The sequence below is a fragment of the Hydrogenophaga sp. IBVHS2 genome, from assembly GCF_002127215.1.
GTDB lineage: Bacteria > Pseudomonadota > Gammaproteobacteria > Burkholderiales > Burkholderiaceae_C > Hydrogenophaga.
Window position 1 is genome coordinate 167513 of the sequence record NZ_NFUT01000001.1, and the last position, 25097, is coordinate 192609.

The 25097-nt window shown below is 61.7% G+C and carries 17 protein-coding genes and 1 pseudogene; 14 read left to right on the top strand and 4 right to left on the bottom strand.

The features are described 5' to 3' along the window. The first annotated feature begins 1 nt into the window (after nucleotide 1). From CAP38_RS00845 to CAP38_RS00860, 4 genes are all read left to right on the top strand, one after another. Nucleotides 2-1342 (top strand): NAD(P)H-dependent oxidoreductase, encoded by a 1341-nt coding sequence (locus tag CAP38_RS00845; protein WP_086119004.1) that lies wholly within the window; start codon nucleotides 2-4, stop codon nucleotides 1340-1342. A gap of 73 nt (nucleotides 1343-1415) precedes the next feature. Then, entirely contained in the window at nucleotides 1416-1946 is a 531-nt protein-coding gene (locus CAP38_RS00850) for a YqhA family protein (RefSeq protein ID WP_086119005.1), read from the top strand. Nucleotides 1947-2035: 89 nt separating this feature from the next. Continuing rightward, nucleotides 2036-2590, top strand: a complete 555-nt coding sequence (locus CAP38_RS00855; protein ID WP_086119006.1) for a phosphatase PAP2 family protein — start codon at nucleotides 2036-2038, stop codon at nucleotides 2588-2590. Then, complete coding sequence (locus tag CAP38_RS00860; protein ID WP_086119007.1) at nucleotides 2591-3175, top strand: NUDIX hydrolase; 585 nt, start codon at nucleotides 2591-2593, stop codon at nucleotides 3173-3175. 72 nt (nucleotides 3176-3247) lie between these two features. On the opposite strand, the gene CAP38_RS00865 is transcribed toward CAP38_RS00860, so the two are convergent. Next, nucleotides 3248-3505, bottom strand: a complete 258-nt coding sequence (locus CAP38_RS00865) for a DUF4148 domain-containing protein (RefSeq protein WP_179188414.1) — start codon at nucleotides 3503-3505, stop codon at nucleotides 3248-3250. A 171-nt stretch (nucleotides 3506-3676) separates the two neighbouring features. On the opposite strand from CAP38_RS00865, the gene CAP38_RS00870 reads away from it, so the two are divergent. The 5 genes from CAP38_RS00870 to CAP38_RS15110 all read left to right on the top strand — a co-directional run bounded on the left by CAP38_RS00870 (nucleotide 3677) and on the right by CAP38_RS15110 (nucleotide 12941). Then, nucleotides 3677-4357, top strand: coding sequence for a heavy metal response regulator transcription factor (locus CAP38_RS00870; RefSeq protein ID WP_086119009.1), 681 nt, complete (start codon nucleotides 3677-3679; stop codon nucleotides 4355-4357). Beyond that, nucleotides 4354-5721: a heavy metal sensor histidine kinase gene (locus tag CAP38_RS00875; protein WP_086119010.1), complete on the top strand. Its 1368-nt coding sequence runs from the start codon at nucleotides 4354-4356 to the stop codon at nucleotides 5719-5721. Before CAP38_RS00870 ends, CAP38_RS00875 begins: the two co-directional genes overlap by 4 nt. Beyond that, the gene (locus tag CAP38_RS00880) at nucleotides 5721-6815 is read left to right on the top strand and encodes an MBL fold metallo-hydrolase (protein ID WP_086119011.1); all 1095 of its coding nucleotides are present in this window, start codon (nucleotides 5721-5723) and stop codon (nucleotides 6813-6815) included. Before CAP38_RS00875 ends, CAP38_RS00880 begins: the two co-directional genes overlap by 1 nt. Then, entirely contained in the window at nucleotides 6812-7183 is a 372-nt protein-coding gene (locus tag CAP38_RS00885; protein WP_086119012.1) for a DUF5329 family protein, read from the top strand. Before CAP38_RS00880 ends, CAP38_RS00885 begins: the two co-directional genes overlap by 4 nt. Nucleotides 7184-7430: 247 nt before the next feature. Then, nucleotides 7431-12941: a site-specific integrase gene (locus CAP38_RS15110; protein ID WP_143435725.1), complete on the top strand. Its 5511-nt coding sequence runs from the start codon at nucleotides 7431-7433 to the stop codon at nucleotides 12939-12941. Nucleotides 12942-12954: 13 nt separating this feature from the next. Here the strand turns inward: CAP38_RS15110 and CAP38_RS00895 are convergent, their stop codons facing one another. Next, a complete protein-coding gene (locus CAP38_RS00895; protein WP_179188415.1) occupies nucleotides 12955-14262 on the bottom strand; it encodes a hypothetical protein in 1308 nt (435 codons plus the stop codon). 435 nt (nucleotides 14263-14697) lie between these two features. On the opposite strand from CAP38_RS00895, the pseudogene CAP38_RS00900 reads away from it, so the two are divergent. Continuing rightward, a pseudogene (locus CAP38_RS00900) lies at nucleotides 14698-15617 on the top strand (IS3 family transposase); the annotation flags it as partial. 125 nt (nucleotides 15618-15742) lie between these two features. Here the strand turns inward: CAP38_RS00900 and CAP38_RS00905 are convergent. Both CAP38_RS00905 and CAP38_RS00910 read right to left on the bottom strand, forming a co-directional pair. After that, nucleotides 15743-18664, bottom strand: a complete 2922-nt coding sequence (locus CAP38_RS00905) for a PAS domain-containing protein (protein WP_179188416.1) — start codon at nucleotides 18662-18664, stop codon at nucleotides 15743-15745. A gap of 57 nt (nucleotides 18665-18721) precedes the next feature. After that, on the bottom strand, nucleotides 18722-19876 hold the full coding sequence (locus CAP38_RS00910) for an ABC transporter substrate-binding protein (protein WP_218776543.1): 1155 nt from the start codon (nucleotides 19874-19876) through the stop codon (nucleotides 18722-18724). Between the two features lie 584 nt (nucleotides 19877-20460). Between CAP38_RS00910 and CAP38_RS00915 the strand changes: the two genes are divergently transcribed. The 4 genes from CAP38_RS00915 to CAP38_RS00930 all read left to right on the top strand — a co-directional run bounded on the left by CAP38_RS00915 (nucleotide 20461) and on the right by CAP38_RS00930 (nucleotide 25001). After that, nucleotides 20461-22209, top strand: a complete 1749-nt coding sequence (locus CAP38_RS00915) for a methyl-accepting chemotaxis protein (RefSeq protein ID WP_086119016.1) — start codon at nucleotides 20461-20463, stop codon at nucleotides 22207-22209. A gap of 15 nt (nucleotides 22210-22224) precedes the next feature. Further along, nucleotides 22225-22755: a chemotaxis protein CheW gene (locus CAP38_RS00920; protein WP_086119017.1), complete on the top strand. Its 531-nt coding sequence runs from the start codon at nucleotides 22225-22227 to the stop codon at nucleotides 22753-22755. Between the two features lie 182 nt (nucleotides 22756-22937). Continuing rightward, nucleotides 22938-23480, top strand: a complete 543-nt coding sequence (locus tag CAP38_RS00925) for a GAF domain-containing protein (protein ID WP_179188417.1) — start codon at nucleotides 22938-22940, stop codon at nucleotides 23478-23480. 849 nt (nucleotides 23481-24329) lie between these two features. After that, a complete protein-coding gene (locus tag CAP38_RS00930) occupies nucleotides 24330-25001 on the top strand; it encodes a hypothetical protein (protein WP_086119019.1) in 672 nt (223 codons plus the stop codon). Nucleotides 25002-25097: the final 96 nt, after the last annotated feature.

The following is a 25097-nucleotide window of genomic DNA, read 5'->3' on the forward strand; positions in this document are numbered from 1 at the left end:
CATGAACCTGTACGCCCGCCTCCAGCAGCGCGCCGCTGCCGGCCAACCCCTTCGCGTCGGCATGATCGGCGCCGGCAAGTTCGGCTCCATGTACCTCTCGCAGGTGCCGCGCACGCCCGGCATCCACCTGGTCGGCATTGCCGACCTGTCGCCGGACCGCGCGCGCGCCGCGCTGCGCAACGTGGGCTGGAAGGACGAGGCCTTCGCAGCCCGCAACCTGGACGAGGCCGCCAGGCTGGGCAACACGGCCATCATCGACGACAACCTGGCGCTGATCGCCTCGCCGCATGTGGACATCGTCATCGACGCCACCGGCAATCCGGCGGTGGGCATCGCCCATGTGCTGGCCTGCTGCGAGCACCGCAAGCACATCGTCATGGTCAATGTGGAGGCCGACGCGCTGGCCGGCCCGCTGCTCAGGCGGCGGGCGGACGAGGCCGGCATCGTGTACTCGCTGGCCTACGGCGACCAGCCGGCGCTCATCTGCGAGATGGTCGACTGGGCGCGTGCCGCCGGCTTCGGCGTGGTGGCGGCCGGCAAGGGCACCAAGTACCTGCCCGCTTACCACGCCAGCACGCCCGAGACGGTGTGGAACCACTACGGCCTGACCGCCGAGGACGCGGCCCGGGGTGGCATGAACGCGCAGATGTTCAACAGCTTCCTGGATGGCACCAAGAGCGCCATCGAGATGGCCGCGGTGGCCAATGCCACCGGCCTGGCCGCGCCCAGCGGCCTGAAGTTTCCGGCCGTGGGCGTGGACGATCTGGCCCGCATCCTCAAGCCGCGCGAGCACGGCGGCATCCTGGACCAGCGGGGGCAGGTGGAGGTGATCTCCAGCGTGGAGCGCGACACCCGCCCGGTGTTCCGCGACCTGCGCTGGGGCGTGTACGTGACCTTTGCCGCCGACAGCGAGTACGTGGCACGCTGCTTCAAGGAATACGGCCTCATCACCGACCCCAGCGGCCAGTACTCGAGCATGTACAAGCCGTTCCACCTGATCGGGCTGGAACTGGGCATCACCGTGGCGTCCATCGGCATCCGGGGCGAATCGACCGGCGCACCCATCGGCTGGAACGGGGACGTGGTGGCCACCGCCAAGCGCGACCTGCAGGCCGGCGAGGTGCTGGATGGCGAAGGCGGCTTCACCGTCTACGGCAAGCTGCTGCCGGCCCGCGAGTCGCTGGCCCTGGGCGGACTGCCGCTGGGGCTGGCGCATGGCGTGAAGCTGTTGCGCCCGGTGGCCGCCGGGCAGACGGTGGGCTGGGACGATGTGGCCTTCGACCCGGACGCCACGGCGGTGCGCTTCCGCCGCGAGATGGAACGCGTCTTCGCCCACGCCTGAGGCACAGGCCCGGCGCCCGCCGGGACATGCCGGCGGTGGTATTCTGGCGCGCCCTCCACCACCGCCCCACCCTATGGAAAAGCTGCTCTCCAGCGTCGGCTCGCTGCTCTACGGCATGCGCTTCACCATGCTGTTCTTCTACGTGGGGCTGGTGACCATCATCCTGGGCATCCTGGGCAAGTTCCTGCTGGAGACCTACAAGCTCATGGCCACGCTGCTGACCGGCGATCTGGCCAAGATCGACCTGATCATCAAGGTGCTGGAACTGGTCGACATGACCATGGTGGCCCAGCTGGTCTGGGTGGTGGCCCTGGCCGGTGTGTCGCTGTTCGTGACCACCGGACACTTCGACAGCAAGGACATGAAGAAGCCCGACTGGCTGGACCATGTCAACACCTACAACCTCAAGCTCAAGCTGGCGTTCGCCATCATTTCCATCTCGGGCGTGCACGCGCTCAAGACCTACCTGAGCGGCGACCTGAGCCTGGAGAACATCCAGATCGTGGCGGTGGTGGCGGTGATCCACTTCACCTTCGTGCTCTCGGCCATCGGCATCTCGTTCGCCGAGCGCCTGACCCGCGACAAGCCGGGCGACGACCACTGAAGCGACACGACGCCCGGCGACCTGGCTGAATCCCGCAGGGCCCGGTCGGGCGTCACGGGTCTGACACGGCAGCACGCGACCCTTGGGTCATGTCTGCCCCCTCTCCCCTCCCGTTCGGTCCTCCGCAGCCGCTGGTGTTCCGCAGTGCCGACTGGGCACTGATGCGCCAGCTGGGAGCCGTTCACGCAGCGCCTGCGTTCCTGCTCCAACCGGCGCTCTGGCTGGCCCGCCACAGCGGCTGGCTGGTGGCCGCTGTCATGGCATATGCGGCGCTGGTGCACGGCCTGGGGCCGGCCATGCTGCTCAGCCTGCTGCTGGCCGGGCTGGTCCAGCTGGGCTGCAAGCGCCTGGCGCGGCACCTGAATGCGCCGCGACCGTTTGCCCTGGGTCTTTGCCCCAACCACCTCGGCCATTCGGCACGCGGCGGCATGCCGAGCACCCACGCCACCGTGCTGGCCTTCCTGGCGGGCTGCACCGGACCGCTGGTGGCGGTCGCGCCCCTGCTGTGGTGGCTGGGGCCGGTGGCGATCGCGACCGGCTGGGCGCGGATTCAGGCGGGCGCGCACTTTCCCTCCGATGTGCTGGTCGGGCTGGGGCTCGGTTATGGTCTGGGTCTGCTGATTCCCGTCACCACGCTGCTCTGAATGTTTCGCCTGCTGCACCGATCATGGCTGGCACCGGCATGGCTGCTGGCCTTCGCCTGGCCAGCCTGGGCTGCCAGCGGCCCGCCTGCCGGCGCAGCCGCCTATGCCTGCCAGGGCGGGCAGGCGCTGTACCTGCTGGCGCTGGACCCGGCGCCGGGTCGCGGCGGCTGGGGCCATCTGGGCGGCCGGGCCGAGCCCGGCGAGACACCGCTGCAGACTGCCCTGCGCGAGCTGCATGAGGAATCCAACTGCAGCATCGCCCCCTTGCCGGCCGCAGCGGAGAAGGCCCGTGGTCCCTCGGTGGCGGCCAGCGGCCGGTTCCACACCTTCGTGGTCGAGGTTCCCTATGTGCCCGTCTCCGTCATTGCACAGCCCCGGCGCTGCAACGACGTGGAACGTGAACACTGGGTCTGGGTGACCCATGCCGATCTGATGGCCGCGCTGGACGCGCCGGGCGACCCGGTGCGGGTGCACGAGGGCTCACGCCCGTCGGTGCCGCTGTGGCAGGCCGCGTGGCGCTCGCTCAGGCAAGCCCGGGACGAGGGGGTTTTGCCGCGCCAGGACCCGTGCGGCACTCCTGGGTAAGCCCACGCGGACACAAAAAAGGCGGTCCGAACGGACCGCCTGCAAGACCAACCTTGGGAGAACCGGACAAGGTCAGCGGAGGGACAACTGGGTCTTGCCCTGGGCGGCCTTCAGGCCGGCCTGGCGGATCTGCTCGGCCTCGACCGCGGTGGCCTGGCGGGGGTAGTTCTCCACCTGGGTGTCCATCAGACCGAGACGGCGGGCTTCCAGCATCTCGGCAACGACCTGGGCGCGGGTCTTGGGCTCGGGTGCGGGAGCCGACTGGGCCATGGCAGCGCCGGCCATGCCGACGAGGACGAGGGATGCGAATGCGCGGGCAGCGAGTTTCATGACAGTTCCTTGTGAGAGTGGAGGGGGGTGCATGCCGTTGTCGCGGCATGGAAGGAACTGTAGGAACCGGTGTTTTCAGTTCCCGCACAGCAGGATTACATGTTTGTAATCCTGCCCGCGACCGATCCTCGGGAGAATCGGGGCTGTTGTTGGTATCGGGCAGCCCCTGTCATGCGCATCCTGGTGGTGGAAGACGAGTCGAAACTGGCGGACTATGTGTCGCGCGGCCTGTCCGAGGCCGGCTACACCGTCGACGTGGCCCGCGACGGCATCGAGGGCCGCTACCTGGCCACGGCCGGCGACTACCAGCTGGTGGTGTTGGACATCATGCTGCCCGGCGTGGACGGCTTCGGTGTGCTGGCCGCCCTGCGCGAGAAGCGCCAGACACCGGTGCTGATGCTCACCGCCCGCGACCGGGTGGAAGACCGGGTGCAGGGGCTGGAGTCCGGCGCCGACGACTACCTGGTCAAGCCGTTTGCCTTTTCCGAACTGCTGGCCCGGGTGGGGGCGCTGCTGCGGCGCGGGCCTCAGCACGCCGAGACGGCGGCCACGCGGCTGGCACTGGCCGACCTGGAGATCGACCTCATCAGCCGCAAGGCCTGGCGCGCAGGCCATCGCCTGGACCTCACCGCCAAGGAGTTCGCGCTGCTGGCGCTGCTGGTGCGGCGCAAGGGGCAGATCCTGTCGCGCACCACGCTGGCCGAGCAGGTGTGGGACATGAACTTCGACTCCGACACCAACGTGGTGGAAGTGGCGGTGCGGCGACTGCGCTCCAAGATGGACGATCCGTTCCGGCCCAAGCTGCTCCACAACGTGCGCGGCATGGGCTACGTGCTGGAGGAACGCACATGAGCGGCAGCACGGCGCGGGCACCCGACGCCTACTCGATCGGGCGGCGGTTGTCCCTGCTGCTGGCGGTGCAGACCATCGTCGGTCTGGGCGTGCTGCTGGCCTGCATCTACGCGGTCAATGTGATGCTGTTCAAGTCCAAGCACGAGGAACAGCTGCAGAACTACGCCAAGGTGCTGGTCGACATCGCACGGGCGGGCGAGGAGCGGGGCGGACTGCCGGAAGCCCTGGCCAAGCTGGCCTGGTCGGCAGAGCGTCGGCCCGGCACCTACATGGAGGTCCAGGACATCACCGGCCAGGTGATGTACCGTGATCCGCCACCGGCCTTCGATGTGGCGGCCCGATCCAGCAAGTCGCTGGCCTTCGACCTGCCCCTGACCGGCACCGACGGCTGGAAGGGCCGGGTCTGGCTGGACTGCTCGCAGGACGCCCGCACCGGGCAGCGCATGGCACTGCTGCTGGTGGCCTTCGTGATCGCCGGCGGCGCGCTCGCCGGCTGGGGCACCTTCTGGCGGGTGCGGTGCAGCCTGCGGCCCCTCATCGATGTGGCCGACCAGACACGGGCCATCGATGTGCGCCGGCTGGACCAGCGCCTGTCGCTGGCCGAGCCGGTGGCCGAACTGCAACCGGTGATCGACCAGTTCAACGGCCTCATGGGCCGGGTGGAGCGGGCCTACCTTCAGCTTGAAGGCTTCAATGCCGATGTGGCCCACGAACTGCGCACGCCGCTGGCCAACCTGATCGGTCAGACCGAACTGGCGCTCAGCCGCGAACGACCGGCGTCCGAGCTGGCCGACACGCTGGCTTCCAACCTGGAGGAGCTCCATCGCATGGCCGGCATGGTCAACGACATGCTGTTCCTGGCCCAGGCCGATCGGGGCGTGAAGGCGCGGCGCGGCGAGCCGGTGGCGCTGTCTGCGCTGGTGCATCAGGTGCTGGAATTCCACGAAGCCCCGCTCGGCGAGGCCGACCTCTCGGTGGAGGTCGCCGGCGAGCAGCTGGCGGCCGTGGATGCGCCCCTGATCAAGCGGGCCCTGTCCAACCTGCTGGGCAATGCCATCCGGCATGCCCGCCCCGGCACGCGGATCACGGTGCAGCTCGACCCGGACGACGGCGAGGGCGTACGGCTGTGGGTCCAGAACCAGGGAGAACCGGTGCCCGAACACCTGCTGCCCCGGTTGTTCGACCGCTTCTTCCGCGTCGACAGCTCGCGCTGCGAACTCGACAAGCCCCACCATGGCCTGGGCCTGTCCATCGTGGCGGCCATCGCCCGCATGCACGATGGCCGACCGCTGGCCGAATCGACGCCAGCCCTCACCCGCATCGGCTTCTCGCTGATGCCCCACGCATCGCCGGAGGCTGCCTGATGCATCGACCCCTGACAGGCGGTCTGTGGCCAACCCTGCTGCTGTCGCTGGTGCTGGCCGGGTGCGCCACCCCCAACACCGCTTACGACCCCACGCGCGCCCACCACCGGCCGGACGGCTTCGTCAACGCCCATGCATCGCCGCACGGCGACGCCCAGGGCAGTTTCTGGCGCTGGCAATGGGAACGCCGGCAGGCGGACCTGCCACCCGACCGGCCCGAGCGGGTGGCCCGGCAAGCCCCTGACCTGCCGCGGCTGCAGCAGCCCGGGCTCGACCTCACCGTCACCTGGCTGGGGCACTCGACGGCCCTGTGGCAGGTGGCCGGGCTCAACATCCTGGTCGATCCGCATTTCGGTCAGCGCGCATCGCCGGTCTCCTTTGCCGGCCCGCGCCGGCTCACGCCCGCACCGATGGAACTGGCGCAGCTGCCCCGCATCGACGCCGTGCTCATCAGCCACAACCACTACGACCACCTCGACGAAGGCACCGTGCGGGCCCTGGCCCGCCAGGCCGGAGGATCACCGCTGTTCCTGGTGCCCCTGGGCGTCGAGGCCTGGATGGCCCGGGCCGGCATCGATCGGGTGCAGCGCATGGACTGGTGGGACCAGCGGGTGCTGGAGGCGCCGGGTGGCCCGGTCACGGTGCATTTCGTGCCCGCGCACCACTGGTCGAGCCGCACGCCGTGGGACCGGCGCGCCACGCTCTGGGGCGGCTTCGTCGTCCAGGCCACCGTGGGCGGAACACCGGCGAGCCTCTACTACGCGGGGGACACCGGCTATGCGCCGGACTTCGCCGAGATCGGACAGCGGTTCGGCGGCTTCGACCTGTCCATGATCCCGGTGGGCTGCTACCTGCCTCGCTGGTTCATGCAGCAGCAGCACGTGAACGAGCAAGAGGCGGTGCGCATCCACCTCGATGTGAAGAGCCGCCTGTCCATCGGCGTGCACTGGGGCACCTTCCGGCTGTGCGATGACCCCATCGATGCGCCGGTGGATGGGCTGCCCGCGGCACGAGCACAACTCGCGGTCCCCGATGACGCCTTCATCCTGCCGGTGCTGGGTCAGACCCTGGTGCTTCGCAAGGGGGCGCCGTGAAGCGCCGCACCTTGCTGCTGGCCACCGCCGGACTGTGGCTGGTGGCGCAACCCGCCGCTGCCAGCCTGGCACCGGGGGAGCGGGAACGCATCGAACGCCTCCTGAAGGCCATGGAGCGGCAGACCGATGTGAACTTCGAGCGCAATGGCCGCCTGGCCAGCGCACGCGACGCGGTCCGTTTCCTGCGGGCCAAGTGGGAACGTCACGGCAGCGATGTTGACAGCGCCGAAGGCTTCATCGACCGCATTGCCAGCCGGTCGTCCACCAGCGGGCGACCGTACCGGGTGTGCCCGAAAGCATCGGCATGCGTGGAGGCCGGCCCCTGGTTGCGCAGCTTGCTGCAGCAGGCGGACGAGGCACGCCCCTGATGCGTCGCGTCGGGGCGTGGGCCTGGACGGCCTGAAAGACGAAAAAGGGGGGGGAGAGTGGAGGTGGCGCGGCTGGCGGGGATCGAAGCTTCGGAGGGTTAGGCCGTAAACAGCTGCCATTGGTAATTATTCATGTGCCAGATAGTCTAAAGATGGCAAAATTTGAGCCTCATCCCTCTGAGACCCACTCCCTCACTGTGCTTATTTATCCGCACACGTTCACGCCCAGCAGGCGCTAGAGGTCAGCATGAGCGCTGACCACAGCCCCCATCTGGGCCACCCGGCAGCGAGATATCCGCATGGGCTGCGCTTTCTCAGCTGGGCTCGCGACCGAGCTCAAACGACTCTTGCCCGCCAGCTGCTAGCGCTGATCGGAGACCTGCAGACCGAGGAGGCACTGGGCTCGGCTCTGGCTTTTTTGACCCACACGGATACGGCGCGCGCACTGCGGCAATGGAGAAGTCACGCCCCCGCGGCACGACTGCACTCCCTCTCCGAGGATCTCGCCAAGTCCTCGAAACTGGCGGAGGCCCTGCCGCCAGGCGACAAACCGACTCGAGTCTTTCGAAAGACTCTTAGTGACTGGTACCTCGCCGCCCAGCTCGCCTGCGGCACCGGCGATTGGCTCCCTGCAGACGAAGCGCAAGCCGTACATCGATTACGCGTCTGGCTGCTCGTCGTGGCCTATGACGCCCTGCTCGCCGGCTTCAAACGCGAAACGGCCCTGCAAATTGTCTGCACGCAACTGCGGATGGGACTTGATGCTCAGGATGTCGAGGGCGGCAACCCCAAGGAAACAGAAAAGAACCTGGCGAAACTGCGCTGGTTTGCCCAAATCGTGCCGCCAGACGAGAACTACGCGCAGTTCACAACCGCACTTCTGGCGGGGTTGGATGCGACAGAAACTGGCAACGACTCTGGTCTCAACTCGGCAAGAACTTCATTAAAGCGACTTGCGAGGTCCGATTTTCGTCATATCAAAACCTCCGAGGATGACAAGGAGCCGGAGGGCCATTGGTTCGCCGCTCATGACTTGATCTCGCGCCCGGCCAATTCGTCGCCAGTCGAGAGCAATTTGGCCGCCGAGGACCTGGATGTCCTGGAGTTACCTGGCGACCCGAATGTGTCCGAGTGCAGTCTGCTGGAAGTCCGAGCGCGCAAGCCAATGCCCGCTGGCGAGTTGCATGCAGTATCGCGGCGCATTGCGTATCAGACCCAGGAAGATCGCCAGTACCTGAACATCAGCTGGACGCGGCTTAGCCCCTGGGAGCAACAGAAATTGCGCGACCTCATTGCCGATGGGCTAGCCGCCGCTGACCACGAAAAACGCCTGCTCGCTGCGCTAACTGTCGTGGCCATCGTCACGAAACTCTCGATGCGCTCGATTGGTCACGTGCACCTGGCCTCCAGCGCTAGCGCACGCGTCAATGGCAAGCCGCCCATATGGACACTTGACATTCCGGCCGGCACGTTGACGCGCAGCGCATCGAGACACATCAATGCAGCGCCAAGAACCGACGATTTCCAGGCGTGGACCCAGCCAATCACAGAGAGATGGGAACTGCACATCAGTACCGCACTGTTGGAACCGCTGACGCAGGCGTTGCAGTCGAAGCCGACAGCGAGCACGCTGAGCGAACTGTTCCCAGGATCCGCCGAGAAGGCATTCAACGACTGGACATCTGCATCGCGCGATCTATGGCGGATCTCCTCGGGATTCCTCACGATCGCTGGCGAGCAGCAAATTTTTGAAGAGTCGAGAGACGCGACCTTTTCTCGCCTGCTGTTCAACTGGCCCTCCTCATCCACTGTGGGTGCTATGGCCTATCCAGGCTGGAATCGGGCAAGCGTGGCCAGCAGCCTTCAGGCTGTGACTCAAGCGAATGTGAGAGCCCTTGCCGACGTGCCGGACCACGACAATGCGATGGGCAGTCGCCTTAGTTTGATCGATTCGATGATCGTTCAAGAAATCGAGCGTGCGAGCAGGCGGCTTGAAGAGATTTCGACCGAGCATTGGGTCGTCTTTCACAACGCGCTCACCGTCTACTGCGTCACCTTGCTGCTGATCGCGACCGGCGCACGACCGACGCGATCTGTCTTTGAGCGGCTCTCCCACTTTGACCTTGCAGGCGGCAGGCTGTTCGTAGACGACAAGGCGTCGCTTGAAACCTCGGGCGACAAGTGCGGTCGCGTTATTCCGCTACCGAGGATCGCAGTACAGCTCATGGCCACTCTGTACATACCATACCTGCACAAACTCCTCGAGAGACTCAAGGTCCAAGGCGCGCCTCTGGCAGCCGAATTGTCCACGATCATTGATCCGAGCGCGGCCCCCCTCCTGCCGCTATTCTTTCTCCTGAAGCCGTCAAATCCGAACAGCTGGGAAGAAGTCACCGAAAGCATGCTGGAAGACCGCCGGCTATTTGACTGGCCTCTTCCGAGCAACGTGTTCCGTCATCGCATGGCCACTGAACTACGGCGCGCAGGGCTAGACCCTGAACTCGTAGACGCACAGTTGGGCCATGCCGAAGCTGGCGCTGAAACGTTCAGTGATCTATCGACGCGTTGCTGGACCGATGAGGAATCGCAGTGGAGAGACTGCATCGAGCGTTGCCTTGCACCGCTAGCCCTGATCCTGCCGACACTACGTTTCCCAGAGATCAATTGCAGCAATCGCGCAAGAGTAACTGCCCACGAACTAGGCCGTCCGTTCGGCTCAGATCTTCGTAGACGCAGGCGAGAAGAGGAGGCCGCTGACGCTCGCAATGACGCGGAGCGGATGCTGGACGCCTCTCTGTCAAAGAAGGGGCATCCCTCTGCCCTCAGCCATGAGGAGTGGGAGAAGCTTCGAGACGCATTGATCTTCGACAGCGAGGGCCGCGCGCGACCAGCGGCGCATGAACGGTACCTGGTGTTCCAGCGCAAGCTGGACCAGCTGCGTCGTGAGCACGGCATCGAAGTGAGCGTCAAGACATGGGTGCTGCCTCAGAGCCCCGGTAGGGCCGCCTTTGGGTCAGATGCACTTCAAGCGTGCGAAAGGATTCAACACGTACGCAACGCCCTCAACGTAGTCTATGAAAAGCTCAAAGGAAAAGTTCCCTCGAGACGAGCGTGCGCCTGGATCTGCATCACCGATCTGGCCGTGAACTCAGGGGTCAGCGATCCCGACGTATTGATGTGCGTAGCAACGGCGGCGCATGAGCGTATGGGCCTGCTCGTTATCGGGGAAGAGGCTCACCTTGAGGTTTGCCGTGAAGGGCGAACGCTTGAAAAGGGTCCCGTCAAGCGCTTCTTGGTTTCAGCGAGATCTCTCCCACTGCTGGACGAGCTTGCGACGCCTTCAAAGGCCAAACTCTACGAGCGCAAGGCAGAAGATCCCTACGTGGCATCGCTCGTTGGCACGTTAGGGCTTCCCAAGGGGGCAAGCATCGAGTCAGGTGTTTCATGGCTTTGTCACTGGTCAGACCACTACAACTGCTTGCATCGCCCAGGTATCCAAGGGGGAGTTCTGTCTGGGCGTATTGCGACTTACTCGCTCAGTCGAACCGACCTCGTTGCGGCCCGATTTGGTGAACGACTCTTGCAAGTCCTGAAACCTGACGACAAGGCCGAGGCATCTGTGGCCGACGCCTCGGAAGGGATTCGTGACCCCAACCGACGCAAGCATCACAAAGACAAAGGGCTGGAAGACGCGCTTGATGCACGGTCATTGCTGTTCGAGCTTCGCCAGGCACTGGATCGATTTCAAGACCGACGGCACTACAAGCGCACGGAAAAGGGCAAGGTCGAGTGCGACAAGCCGGCAGGTAGTCAAGAACGCAAGCAGAAGTCGCGGCACTTCACCAGGGCCAGTGCTTCTGCCGCCATGCGTAGTGCTATTCGCCGAGCAAGCCCATCAGTCCCGAAGAATATTCTGCTTCTGGCCAAGTGGGCCGTTTACCTGCTGGAGAGAGGATCCACAAGGAAGAAGGAGGTCGCCGGCTCAACAGTGAAACGCTACATGGACGCATTGACCTTCGGCTTCAAGGCGTTGTCCCATTGCATTGACATCACGAATGCTGACCCTGAAGAAGTCACTGATTTCTATCAGCACGTCATTGATCCCACTCTTGCCGGGTTCGATCCCGAGGACACCCGGGAACCCAAAGAGGCGCAGCAGTATGTGCTTGATCGTCTGGTCGACTTTCATCACTACGCCGAGCGGTTTGGTGCCGTCTCTCCCTACTGGGACCAGATCTCAGATGGCCTTTCAAACTCCGCGGTGTCGCCTGGCTTTGTGAGCTTTGACGAGTACCTGTTTGCACTTGAGCGACTTTGCCCTGATCCCCGCGATGCCACCCCCACCCATTTGCAACGTGGATTCTTCTTGCTGCTGCTCTACCGCTTTGGTGTACGAGGGAAAGAGGCCATCCATCTTTCTATGAGGAACTGGGTCCAACTCGCGGAGACAGTGGTTCTTATCGTCGATCACCGACACCTCAGGTTGAAGACACCTGGATCCAGGCGCAAGGTTCCTTTGCTTGGGCCGCTCACAGGCTTCGAGCGCGAGGTCGTTGAGGCCTGGTTCGACTTTCGCAAAGGATGCACTGACTTCTCGTCCAAGGCGCGTTTGCTTGTGAACGTCGACGGCGTAACCCCTGTGAGCGACCTCTCGGACTTGAGAGCGCATGTGACCGCCGCGCTGCGTTGGGCAACTAACAACCGATATGTCAAGCCACACCATGCACGCCACTCGCTCGGTAGCGTAGCGGGGCTCTTGACACTAGTTGAACCCCGGGATCTTCATCACGTGTGGCCAAGGTGCACGTCAAAGGAGATCGAGTTCAATTGCCATGTGCGCAAGCTGCTGTTGGGCACAGAAGCCCCCACGCGGCGCGCCATCTGGGCGATCTCCAGACTGCTCGGACATAGTCGGAGCGATACGACATGCACCAGCTACCTGCATTTTCTACTTGACTGGTGCGCACAGACTTCGCGCGGTCTCCATGACTGCCAGTTGTCAGGCAAGGTTAAGCGCAAGCTCGCACGCGTCACGTACCTAGACGACGAAGCTCGTGCACCGAAGCCTCAGTTGGATCCGAAGTCGTCGCTCACGCTGGACTATCGCCCTTTGAGCGCAGCGGTCGCGATGGAATACCTGAGGTCTCGATCCCGAGGCGTTTCTTCGGCGCGGGCAGGCACGGGCACATTTGGTCGCCTCTCGCCATATAGCCAGACGGCTCTGGAGTCTCGAATAGGGGAGGTTGCCCGTCGTGTTTCCGGGAGCATGCCTGCGACTCCACCCGACCCTGTTGCGTACTTGGCCGGTTTGGTGCCTGAAATCCGCTGGCCCGCACTGCTTTCACTGGCGAAGCAGTGTGAAGCCAAGAATTTTCGCCTCCCTGTTGGTGCCCTCGAGCAACTTACAGCCGGCATGCAGATCATCCTCGGCAACAAAGATCACTTCAACCGAGTGAAGGAGCTGAAGACCAGCCTCGGACTCCATCCCACTGACATCGCCATTCGTGTACCAGCCCGCCCTCGCAATGAGATGCAAGTGCTGCTCAAGGGAAAAGGCCTTGAGAATTTTCTCGAAACATCGACCGCCAAAGGCAAGCGACGTCGTATCGATTCGTACACAAGCAATGACGCCGACAACCCCATTACCTATCAACACCGATTCGCGGTAGTGGTCCCTCCACGCTCCGGAAGTGTATTCACCGATGGGCTCGGCCTCCTGATACTGTGGGCGTGTGTTGCTGCGTCAGATATCGCTTGAGCACACGCGTCGATCAGGGCTCTGATTGCTGCGATGTGGTGGCCGCCTCAATTGCGACTACACGGTACCTGGTTCTCCCTCTCGATTCCCTGACCAGTACATGGGCCTCAACCAGGTATGCCCCGGTATTCGTCAAGCTGAACACTTTTTTCAGCATCTCTTTTGGTGAAGCGCTCTCACCTTTCTCATCAACACCGAGTGCGGCCTCGAAACTCTCCGGAATCCAGGTGGCTTCGCTGGCAGCGGACGCATCATCACGCTTCAAGTGAGCAGCTTCGATGAAGCTGACCCGGTAGGCCTTGATGGCGACCACGTCGATTCGGCAACGCACGACGATGGGATGCTCGGGTGTCTCCCTGTTTTGAGGCATTGGCGTCTCGCCGCTGTACCTTACCTCTGCACCCGGCATGACCACAGTCGCGCTCATGCGTCTGCCTGGGTTTGCGCGGACGAAATCGTCGGCAGATGCGTGTGCCGCTGCATGCAGCTTTCCCTCGACGGTGTCCAGCACAGCATGAGCCAAGTTCCGCTCTTGCTTGGAGGCGACATCTTCCGCTTCGGAGATCGAACTCTCATCGCTCCTTTCCGACTCTCGCGCCGCGATATCAAACTGCGCAGATGTTAGCGGGCGTGGCGTCTCTTGCTTCGGTGCGAGACTGCGCTCAGAGAAGGCTTTCACGATGGTATTGACGACCGCCGTGGACAGAGGCATACCCGACTTTCGAACCACTGCAACGGCCCGCATGGCAGTTTTCTGGTCGCCCGTAATTACGAATTTTTCCTTGATCGCGTACTTCACTGGCGGATCAAGATCTTCGTGGGCTTTTTCTAGTGCCCTCTGGATCGCCTTACCGAGCTCGAGAAACTGTTTCGGGATCGGCTTCAACGGATCGGAAAGCATACTTTCGTTTTCAGAATGGAGCCCAACGAACTCGCATTCGAAGGCTGAACCAAATGGAATGTAAACATCTCCGTCGGTCTGCGACTGATTGAAGACGTCGCTGCTGAGTGAGCTGTCTAAACCATCTTCTTCAACCACAGATTCTTCGGATAGCAGTGCGTCAGGCCCTTGGCCTCCACCTTCGCCCGCGCGGAAGCTCAAGGACGTGTGCGTGACTCTGAGCAGATCGGCCGGATTCGATACTGAATGCCCGTGCCGTGATGTTTGAGGTTTGCCCCCCGCGAGACCAACTTCTGGGATTTTGATGTGTGCGTCCACTTCGATACCTTTTTCCTTGCTCAGCAATAGTGCTGAGAAAAAAATATCGAATGGCCAGGTCCGCAACAAGTACCAAGCGTGATGTAGATCACGGAAACGCACTCTGATTCAACGCAGAGCCGCCAAACCAAGGAAAGCGCTTGTTTGCGCAGGCTTTGAGAGCTTCAGCGAAAAGCAGTGCGCCAAACTGCTCGATCATCCCGTTGCTACGGCAGCGCCATTTGAGCTGAAGCCGGTTTCATCTCCAACCTAAACAAGGTGTCCGTGAAACCGGCATCAGCCCAAAGCGCTGCTGCGGGAAGGTGGCCTGAACAGGATACCGGTCCAGAATTGCGCCGTAGTTCTGCTCGCCTTGACTTGGTTGAAGGCAAGATTGAACTGATCACTGCGGCTGGTAACAAGGGGCGTTCCTTGGAATGTCTAGTGTCAGCTTGCTTGTATTGCGACAGAAGACAGCAACTGGTTGTGTCCGTGACCTGCCCGGTTTCTTTGGACCAATAGTTTCTAGGAAGATGGCTCCCAACCTGCGAGGAGCCCATGAGAAAGAGCCGATTCACCGAAGAGCAGATGGTCACGGTGCTGCGTGAGGCAGACAAGACCAGCGTGGCCGAGGCCGCGAAGAAACACAAAGTCAGCGAGCCCACCATCTACGCCTGGCGCAAGCACTTCGGCCAGATGGAAGCTGCCGATGTCAAACGACTGAAGGCGCTGGAGATCGAGAACAGCAGGCTCAAGAAGCTGCTGGCCGAGCGCGATCTGGGCATCGAGGTGCTCAAGGAGATCAACGCAAAAAAGTGGTGAGCCCGCAGGCCCGCCGCGAACAGGTTGCCCTCGCTTGCGAGCGTGGCCTGTCACAGCGCCGGGCCTGTGGGCTCATAGGACTGGCGCGATCGGGCCTGCGCTACGAGTTGCGTCTGCCAGGCAAGGACGCTCCTGTCATTGCAGCCATGAGAACCCTCTCGGCACAGTACCCGCGCTATGGCTACCGCCGTATCCGGATCTTCCTGCGCCGCCAGGGGCTGAAGTTGAGCTGGTCGCGCACCCACCGCATCTGGCGCCAGGCTGGCCTGCTGCTGCCCAAGAAGCGCCCCCGCAGGCGCATTGCCAGCAGTCGGCCGAGGGCATACACGCCCTTCAAGGCCAACGCGGTGTGGGCCTACGACTTCGTCTTCGACACCACGGCAGAAGACCAGCAGATCAAGTGCCTGACGGTGATCGACGAGTACACGCGCGAGCGCCTGGCGATCGACGTGGCCGGCTCCATCCGTTCGCGTCGGGTGGTGGAGGTGCTCTCTCGCCTGGTCAGCATTCACGGCGCGCCGCTGTTCATGCGATCGGACAATGGCCCTGAATTCGTCAGCCATGCGATCCTGGAGTGGATCTCACAGGCGGGCATTGCCACAGCCCTGAGCGACCCAGGCAAGCCCTGGCAGAACGGCGCCGACGAGAGCTTCAACACTTCAAGGCCCAGGCTGCCGGGCTGCCGGGCTGCCGGGCTGCCGGGCTGCCGGGCGATCGGGCTTGGCCAAACCAGTATCCGCCCTAACAAGTTCAACCGATTTTGCGGAGTGGTGCCCCCCGTCTAGCTAGGCTCACCAATCAGTTCCCGGATGACCGAACAGAAATCCTCGACGGCGCTTTCCTTGAAGATAAGCCTGCTGACGCCTGCCTCTCGAGCCGCCTCAGTCAAAGCTTCATCGACAAACCCTGATGCGATAGCTGTTTTCAGTGCAGGGTTGATTGCGAGCATTTCCTGCATCACCTCGATGCCGTTCATGCCAGGCATATTGAAGTCGGTGATAACCAGATCAAAGGCACCACCATCAGCCTTCACAGCTGCGATGGCTTCGGACTGCTCGCTGAATGCAGTGACCTTGAAGCCCTCAAGCTCGAGCAATCGTCGAACCAAAAACACTAACGATTCATCGTCATCCAGGTAGAGAATATGCCGACCGGCGCCAGACTTGGTTGGCATTGGCGCCTTTTCCTTAGGTGCTGCGGCCACTTGCTCCAGCGCATCGGGCATGCCGCTAGCTGCGGGAAGATCGATGGTGAAGGCTGTGCCGATACCGGGCTGGCTCCACACACCGATCAGACCACCATGGGATTTGACAATGCCATGTACCACCGCCAGCCCAAGACCAGTACCTTCGCCAGGCGGTTTGGTGGTGAAAAAGGGCTCGTAGATCCGATCAAGTGTCGCTTGGTCCATGCCGGGGCCGGTGTCACGCACTATGAGTCGCACAGCGGACTGGACGCGGTGACCTGAGTCCACGGGTTCCAGCGGAGGGGAGGACACCAACGTCTCAACAGAGAAGTAAAGTGTGCCGCCGCAGCCGCGCATCGCCTGAATGGCGTTGGTACCGAGGTTCATCAGAACCTGCAGGATCTGCGTCGAGTCTGCATAAATGAGCGGCACACCGTCGCCGACATTGACCTTGATGAGTATCTTTGCGGGCAGATTGGCGCTGAGCATTTGCACCACCTCCCGGACAAGCGACTCCAGCGCAATCGGCTTCATGTCTGTGACCTGCCGACGACTGAACGTCAAAATCTGCCGCACCAGTTCACGCGCGCGGCGCCCCGCTTTGACAATCTCGTCGATGCTCTGCAGCGCAGCCTGTTCACGGTCCATGCAGCGGCGCGCAAGCTCTGCGTTGCCAAGCATGGTCGCAATGATGTTGTTGAAGTCATGCGCAATACCGCCGGCCAGCGTGCCGATGGATTCCATCTTCTGCGCCTCTCGTAGCTGGCGCTCGAGCAGTTCGCGCTCCGACTCAGAACGCTTGCGGTCGGTGATGTCCTGCAGGGCGCCGCGCAGGAGCACCACCTTGCCGCCATCGGTCACGCAAATGCACTGAGTACGGACCCATATGGGACGGCCTTTTGCCGTGATCATGGGCAACTCCATGTCCCAGGGAGTACCGTGAGCAATGGCAGCCTGCACGGCTGCCTTGATAGTCGGCACCGCCTCGGGGGCGAAAAACTCGATGGCTCGGTCCAATGGCGGGGTGGCCGGGGGATCGATTTCATGAATGCGGCACGTCTCGGGCGACCAGTACGGCTGCATGGTGGCAACGTCCAGCTCCCAGCTGCCGATCTTGGCCATGTGGCTGGCTAGTTCGAGCTTCTCCAGCGTGTCGGCGAGATCCTGCTGACTGCGCTTGAGTTGCTGCTCAGCGGCGCGACTGTCCGTGGTGTCTCGCTCAACGGACACCCAGTGCGTGACCCTGTCAGTCTCGTCCTTGACCGGTACGATCTCTATGCTGACCCAGAATGGATTGCCGGATTTCGTGTAATTCTTGACCTCTGCTGTGACGGGCTGCCACTGCCTGAGACGGTCACCGATGTGTCGCAGCACGGTCGGATCTGTATCGGGCCCCTGCAGCAACTTGGGGCCCCGTCCAATCACCTCCTCGCTCGTATAACCTGTCACTCTGGTGAATGCGGCGTTGACGAAGACGATACGGTGACCCTCAGTGTGATCGGGGTCGGATTCGGTAATGATCACTACGTCGTTCAAGTTGGCGATGCAAGTTGCCAGCAACTGCATCCTGGCGCGTGATTCGCTCTCCAGAATCTCTTTCTGCGCCTGAAGTGTGTCTAGCATGTGGTTGACGGATATCGCTAGCCTGACCACTTCAATACTGCCTCTGACCGGCGCACGTTTCATTTGTCCGGAACTACCCGCGACGCCGTCTGCAAACGCGCTCAGACTTGCCAGGTCTTCGGTTAGCCGACGCGCCAGGCGGCTGCCGACCCAGGAAACGGCCGCCACCAGAAGCAGCAGTCCACCCAGCAACGGGCCAATGTACGTCGCGGTACTCAGATGTGGCGACGCACGCACCTGACTATCAAGATGAAGTGATAAGCCGGCCATCGATGGCGGCAAAGCAATGGCAGCCGTAACAATGCTTTGGCGCTCTGGGTCGGACATCTCCCCGATCCGTAGAACATAGCCGTCCGTTCGCAGCAACTGGGTCAACGAAGTCTTCAGCCAGACCGAACCTTCGACAGTTCCAGTTCGCGCGTAGATGACAGGCACGCTCAGCAGTAGCGAGTTACCCGTGTCACCCTTCGTGATCCGGCTAGATATCTCGCCTGAAGCCAACGACGTCATCAAGAATTCTCGTTCCGTGTTGGTGAAACTGAGATCACCATTGCGAGCAACTTCTTTGCCCTCGAAGTCGGTGACCATCAGTTCCACCGGGTCACCATGAATCGCTTGAATGCCAACCAGATAGGGCTGCAAGTAGGCGTCCCTGCCCAGGCTGTCGGTCAACGCCGTGGCAAGAAGGGGGCTGTTGGCGAGCTCACGCGCACGCTCCTCGACTCTACTGAGGGTTTCGGCGACGCGAGTGGCCCGTAGTTCGACTTCTTGCCTTTGAATGACCTTGACAGAGTCGTTCTGAAGACGATCGATCCACCACCATGAAGCAAGGGCGATGAGCAGTACGGAGATGCCCGCCAGCGCAGCGGCGGCCCAAGCAAACTGGCGGGCCAAGCTCTGCGGCGAATCAGACCACCGGAAGGTCATCTTGCGTGCGCCTCGTAGTCACACTTATACCGGTACGAGGACGCCGTCAGCACGGTAGCGTGTCATGAGGAGATCCTGCTCCCCGAGCGCCTCGTGTCGCTCTGGCGTGAACGCGGGCTGGTAAGTCTTGATCAGTCCGCGATAGGTGGGCAAATGCTCCAGAGCATCTCGAACTGCCACACGGTCAGTTGAGCCTGCACGATTGATGGCGATGGCCAGCAGGTGAAGCAGGTCGTACGCATGCGCGGTACCAGTGGGCGCCTCGAGCTGCTGAATTGAGGTGATTCCAGCTGCCTTGGCAGCCAGATTCATGAATCTGTCGCGGCGCTCGGGCTCCGCGCTGAAGAAGCTGAATGTCTGAAGGACGCTGAGATCGACCTCCTGGAGTGCTGGCCCTGCGAGCGCGGCGAACTTCCCGCCGGTGATTCCCTGATGACACAGCAGTGGCAGGCGTTGTGCCACAGGCAGAGTTGCCATCTCGCGAACCAGAAGCGCAACGTCATCGTCATTACCCACAACAATGATCGCTCTTGCTCCCGATTCGCTCAAGGACATGTATCGCGCGAGCAAGGACTTCTCGCCCCAGTTGTGCCAGGCCACGCCAGTGATACGGGGGCGCTGCGCGCGTTCCAGATAGCGTTCGGCCGCCGAGAGGTTGCTTCTGCCCCAGCCTGTGTTGGCAAGCAAGAGGCCCACCTTTTCGAATCCACGGAGCAGCGCCGTTTTGAGCAACTTAGGCATGGCAAGGCTGTCCTGCAAGGCCAGCCGAAAGACAAAGTTTGGATGGCGACCGTGGTTGACGATCGGATCGGCCGAGGACCACACGGCCATCAGCGGCAAACGCAGCTCATGGACTATAGGCACGACATCCATCATCACGGGGCTGAACTTGCCACCGAAAACGGCCACCAAATCCGGCATGGCGGCAAACGCATTGAGGTGCGCGATGGCCCGCGCTGGCATCGATCGGTTATCTCGGATGACGAGCTCTAAAGGGCGACCGCCCAAGACACCGCCCGAAGCATTGACTTCTGATATGGCTATGCGCAATCCGATCTCAATTGCTTGTGCCGAAGTGCTGTTCTTGAGACCGAACTCTGCGTCGACTCCGATCTGGACTGGACTGGAAGAAGCTTTAGCCGCCCCAGCAAAAGACGCCAACGCAGCCAACTGCAGCAAGCGTCTCCTCCCAAGGTCAAGCGGGAGCAATTCGACAGGCTGCGTGACAGGTGGAGGGGTCATGATCATCCGAGTTGCATGAAGTACAGACGTAACCCCGATGAATGCTACTCCACCCAAGCCGAGACTGGGGCGCACCAGATGGCTTTGGACTGACGAGCCTTCGACTTCCCGATGCCTTCAATCGCTCGTTCATTCTTAGGAGCAAGAGATCGTGCGGGATGTGTCTGAGATGCTTTGGCAGATGCCACGGGATACCCGCGTCAATCACCGCCTGCCTTCCATCAGAGACCGTCATCGGATCAGGTAGGAGCGTGAGGTACGGCGAGCTCGTTGATTCCGTTCCCTCAAATACGTCCAAGACAATTACGGCATCTTGAACGCGGATGTCTTGGACAAATTAGATAAGCACAGAAGTCCGGCAAATTAGGCGGCCGCACCACCCCAGTTGGCCCAATTGGGACTTGAAGTTTCTTCAGATCGCGTCGATAGGTTGGAGAACCCCGCGAGGGGTGGCTCGCAGCTCAAGTTGCTGCAGCCAGTGCTCGGTAGACCGGGCCACACAACACCATCCGGAGAACGTGATGTTCCAGAATCTCAAGATCTCAACGCGGCTGATTGCTGCATTCAGTGTGCTGGTATCTCTGCTGCTGATCATCGGCGCACTCAGTGCCACCAGCGCACTCGGCATCCGAGACCGCTTAGTCGACATCACCGAGCGGCGCATGACCATCATTGCTGACCTGAGCGCTCTGCGAGACGAAGGAAACTTCCAGGCTCGTGCGATCCGCAACATTGCCCTGCTGAGTGACCCGGGGCGGATAGCCGAGGAAAAGAAAGCTATCGAAGCCTCCCGCGCCAAGGTCAACGAGCTGACGAAAGCGCTTGAGGAAAATATCGTCTCAGCCAAGGGCCGGGAAACACTGGCTGCCATGGCAACCACTCGGGTGCCGTTTAGAGCCAACGTGGATAAGTTCATGTCGATGATCGCTACAGGCGAGCGCGACGCAGCCGTAGCGCATCTCTTTGGCGAAGTTCGGCCAGCCCAGATGGCCTACTTCAAGACGATTGAAGAGGCTGTAAAACTTCAGACCGGTACTGCCAAGACGGCCAGTGAGGAAGCTCAGGATGCAGTAGACAGCCTGATCACCACCATCGCTGCATCGGTAATAGCGGCTTTGCTGATTGCTGTCGGCATGGCAGTCTGGATCATCCGCTCCATCACCGGGCCGCTCAACCAGGCTGTTGACTTGGCTAGGGCAGTTTCTGCAGGAGACCTCACCAAACAGGTGGAGGTTCGTTCACAGGACGAGGTTGGCGTGCTTATGCTGGCCCTATCCGAAATGCAAAGCGGTCTGGTCAAGGTGGTGAGCCAGGTGCGCACGGGTTCGGAGTCGGTGTCGAGTGCGAGTGTGCAGATCGCCCAGGGCAACCAGGACCTGAGCTCGCGCACCGAGAGCCAGGCCAGCGCGCTGGAGGAAACCGCCGCCTCGATGGAGGAACTGTCGTCCACCGTGCGCCAGAACGCCGACAACGCGGTGCAGGCCAACCAGCTGGCGCGCAGCGCCTCGCAGGTGGCGGAGCAGGGCGGTCAGGTGGTGTCGCAGGTGGTGCAGACCATGAAGGGCATCGAGACCAGTTCGCGCAAGATCGCCGACATCATCAGCGTGATCGACGGCATTGCCTTCCAGACCAACATCCTGGCGCTCAACGCCGCCGTGGAAGCGGCGCGGGCCGGCGAGCAGGGTCGGGGCTTTGCGGTGGTGGCCGGCGAGGTGCGCAACCTGGCGCAACGCAGCGCGAGTGCTGCCAAGGAGATCAAGGACCTGATCACCGAGAGCGTGGAGCGGGTCGCCAGCGGCACCGCCCTGGTGGACCGGGCCGGCAGCACCATGAACGAGGTGGTGGACAGCGTGCGCCGGGTGACCGACATCATGGCCGAGATCAGCGCGGCCAGCAAAGAGCAGAGCGACGGCGTGGGCCAGATCGGCGAGGCCGTGACGCAGATGGACCAGGCCACGCAGCAGAACGCTGCGCTGGTGGAAGAAATGTCGGCGGCGGCCAGCAGCCTGCGCACCCAAGCAGGCGAACTGGTTCAGGCCGTGGCTGTGTTCCGGCTGGCTGGGAAGGCCGATAGCTTCAGCGCCGCACCCGTAGCTATCCGCAGTGCAGCTTTGCCAGCCAGGTCCAAAGCTCCACCGGAAACACTGCGTCCTGCACCGAAGAAATCTGCCTCACCCGTCGTGTCTCAAACCGCACCTCCGGTGAGTGCGCCGTCTCGCCCTGCACAGACTGCCTCGGCCGATGCGGTTGGCGAGTGGGAATCGTTCTGATCAAGAGGTGATGCGATGCGACAAGATGTTTATAACAACGGCGCTGAGGTCCGAAGCCACGCAGGAGAATTTCTGAGTTTTCGGTTAGGCGGCGAAGAGTACGGGATCGATATCCTGAAAGTGCAGGAAATCCGAGGCTATGAGGTACCGACGCGTATCGCCAATGCGCCGCAAGCCGTTTTGGGTGTGCTCAATCTGCGCGGAGTCATCGTACCGGTGATCGACATGCGGCTGAAGTTCCATCTGACCGAGGCGCCCTACAACAGCCAAACAGTCACCATCGTTCTGACAATAGGTGGACGCGTAGTGGGGATGGTGGTGGACTCAGTGTCAGCGGTGATTGCACTGGCTCAAGGGCAGATCCGTCCTGCCCCGACCTTCAGCGCTGCGGTGGCCACCGATCACTTGATCGGTATCGCGAGTCCCGATCCAGAACATCCCGAGCAATTGATCATCCTCATGGACATTGAGCGGCTGATGTGTAGCGCGGATGTGCGCCTTGTCAGTGACCGCGTCACTGAGCAAGAGACCGCTGAAACGGTCTGACCGGCGCCTCCTTAGCATCACTCGAGCGTTTTAGACTGATTTGACTCCTATCTACACGTTTGTTCTGATCACTGCATAGATGCAACTCATGATCTGATTCGAACAACGCAGGCAGTGGTCCATATCACTCGGAAATGCCTTTACCTGCAAAGCCCATCCTCTCCATCACAGCCGTATTCTCTATGTACGACCTTGGCTACGACCCCGATGACATCGTCGTCAAAGTGTCTGAATTGATGGTGGCTACTGCCGACTCCTGCGACGAGCAGATCGACGCTTCCATCAGTGAAGTCCTGCGCCTACTTCGTGACCGGATGGCCATGGATGTTGTCTTCGTCTCTGAATTTGTCGATGGTCAACGCGTCATCCGCAAGGTAGAGCAGAGCGAGGGGACGCACATCCTGAACCCTGGCGACGGTGGCCCTCTTGAGGAGAGCTGGTGCAAGCAGGTAGTCGATGGCCGCATGCCGCAGTTTATGCCGGACGCAAGTTCCGACCCTGTAGCGTCGAGACTGCTGGCTGAGCTTCCCTTCCCGATCGGCACTCACATCAGTACACCTATCGTGCTGGCCAATGGTGAGATATACGGTACTCTTTGCTGCTTCAGCTTTCAGCCCAACGAGGCAGCAACGATCGAGGATCTCGCCAGACTCCAGATGACTGCGAAACTGGCGGCCGTCAGGCTCAAACCGCCCCCCCGCACAAACGCATGTCTATCTCAGTGATGCTCAAAGGGAGCGCCCGGCAACAAGCATAGGGACGCATCAATTCGCCCAGCTCAGCCCGATATTGATCTGACTGGCGTGTCTGGGAGCAGCCCGTATTGAACCGCAATCGCCTTTAGTGACATGGTGAACCAGAGATCTTGGCGCCTTGAACTTGGACTGCTTGTGGCGTTTGCATGCATTGCATCGCCGGATACGTTCGCGCAGACGGACCACGAGGTTCGCTCTGACCAGGTCCTGGAGACGCCAAGCTATTCGCTTCGGATCCAAGTCAGATGCGATGAGGGCGAGGTAACTTGCGACAAGGTATACCTTACAGGCAAGAACAAGAGAACCCAAAAAAAGCTTCATCTCCGAGGGACGACACTACACAGTCGATGCGCAGATGACGCCTCTCCATGTCGGTTCTTGGGCTATGTGTTCGTTGACAAGAATCTTTCGTATTTCGTCAGCGAAGCTGGCAGCATTGAAGTTCGCAGCCGGTCAAAAGTTGTGCTCGTTGAACGAGGTGAATGACATCACCAAGACAGATAAAGAGACATCTGGAAGCGCCACGCACTTGATCGGTGGGGGCTTCGCCAGTTTCCGGACAGTCTGCTTTCATGATGGCCAGAAGCCTGCTTGCGAGTTCGGACATCTGAAGGCGATGTCGTAGAGGTGATTTCGGCTACCCTTGCGGTTAGCATGTTTTCGCGGGCCGCCGAGGTTGAAGCGGCCCGGTCATGAATAGCACCTCTGGTTCAAAGCCTGGAGGCTTGATTCTGCCTCGGTAGACATTGATCACAGAAGCTTTTGATGCTGTCGAGTCTGCACCCCCGTCATTGAACCTTTGCCATTTGGCTGGTGGCCATGGTCGTGCTGTACATCAGCATGTGGCAGTCCTTCTGGACGAGGTCCATGGTGGCCCTCTTCGGCACGATGACCCGAAACCAGTATGCGGCTCTGAATTTCTGTGTGGTCGCAGCAGTCACGGCATTGGCGATGCGACCTGTCTGGAGCCTCAAGCGCTTTGTGTTATGGGTGATTACCACCGCCATCTGGCTGGTGGTCTGCCGGGCCAACTCCATGGGGTCGCTCGCTTACTACAGCGGCGCCATTGCTATCGGCGCGGCCTTGTGGCTCACTGCCTCGCCTCGCTCGGGCTACTGGATGCGCATGGGTGGAGTCGGATCGGCGTTCCTAGAGGTACCCAGGCAGCTGTACCTGTCGCTCTCAGCCCCCGGTCTGCTGTCGGTGCAAAACTTCAAGCCCGAAGGTGGCGCCAGTGCTTCTGCGCAGATTACGCTTGCCTCCGTACAGATTGATCTTCGCGAGGAGCAGGCAATGCAAACTTGGCGGGATGTACGTGCCCATACCGTGACCGGTACTGCTTACAGCAATGACGGGCAGATCATCCCGTTGAGCGGCACCGGCTACACCGACCATGGCTTCAAATCAGCCGTGCTCCCTACCGGCAACATGACGGTGACGCTCACAGGACAGAACCCCAGCGGGCAAACGGAGAAGGTACAGATCTATTGAGTGGCGTCAAAGGCAGCGTATGCGTTGAAGGACCACTTCATCGCCCCGCTCAAGGCACGGACATCCTGAGCTAACGAAGACGATCGCTGGGAGCAC

Bases quoted from the DNA above. Each gene is read 5' to 3' on its own strand.
- CAP38_RS00845 (WP_086119004.1), top strand. From the start codon at position 2: ATGAACCTGTACGCCCGCCTCCAGCAGCGCGCCGCTGCCGGCCAACCC.
- CAP38_RS00850 (WP_086119005.1), top strand. From the start codon at position 1,416: ATGGAAAAGCTGCTCTCCAGCGTCGGCTCGCTGCTCTACGGCATGCGC.
- CAP38_RS00855 (WP_086119006.1), top strand. From the start codon at position 2,036: ATGTCTGCCCCCTCTCCCCTCCCGTTCGGTCCTCCGCAGCCGCTGGTG.
- CAP38_RS00860 (WP_086119007.1), top strand. From the start codon at position 2,591: ATGTTTCGCCTGCTGCACCGATCATGGCTGGCACCGGCATGGCTGCTG.
- CAP38_RS00865 (WP_179188414.1), bottom strand. From the start codon at position 3,505: ATGAAACTCGCTGCCCGCGCATTCGCATCCCTCGTCCTCGTCGGCATG.
- CAP38_RS00870 (WP_086119009.1), top strand. From the start codon at position 3,677: ATGCGCATCCTGGTGGTGGAAGACGAGTCGAAACTGGCGGACTATGTG.
- CAP38_RS00875 (WP_086119010.1), top strand. From the start codon at position 4,354: ATGAGCGGCAGCACGGCGCGGGCACCCGACGCCTACTCGATCGGGCGG.
- CAP38_RS00880 (WP_086119011.1), top strand. From the start codon at position 5,721: ATGCATCGACCCCTGACAGGCGGTCTGTGGCCAACCCTGCTGCTGTCG.
- CAP38_RS15110 (WP_143435725.1), top strand. From the start codon at position 7,431: ATGAGCGCTGACCACAGCCCCCATCTGGGCCACCCGGCAGCGAGATAT.
- CAP38_RS00915 (WP_086119016.1), top strand. From the start codon at position 20,461: ATGTTCCAGAATCTCAAGATCTCAACGCGGCTGATTGCTGCATTCAGT.
- CAP38_RS00920 (WP_086119017.1), top strand. From the start codon at position 22,225: ATGCGACAAGATGTTTATAACAACGGCGCTGAGGTCCGAAGCCACGCA.
- CAP38_RS00925 (WP_179188417.1), top strand. From the start codon at position 22,938: ATGTACGACCTTGGCTACGACCCCGATGACATCGTCGTCAAAGTGTCT.
- CAP38_RS00930 (WP_086119019.1), top strand. From the start codon at position 24,330: ATGGTCGTGCTGTACATCAGCATGTGGCAGTCCTTCTGGACGAGGTCC.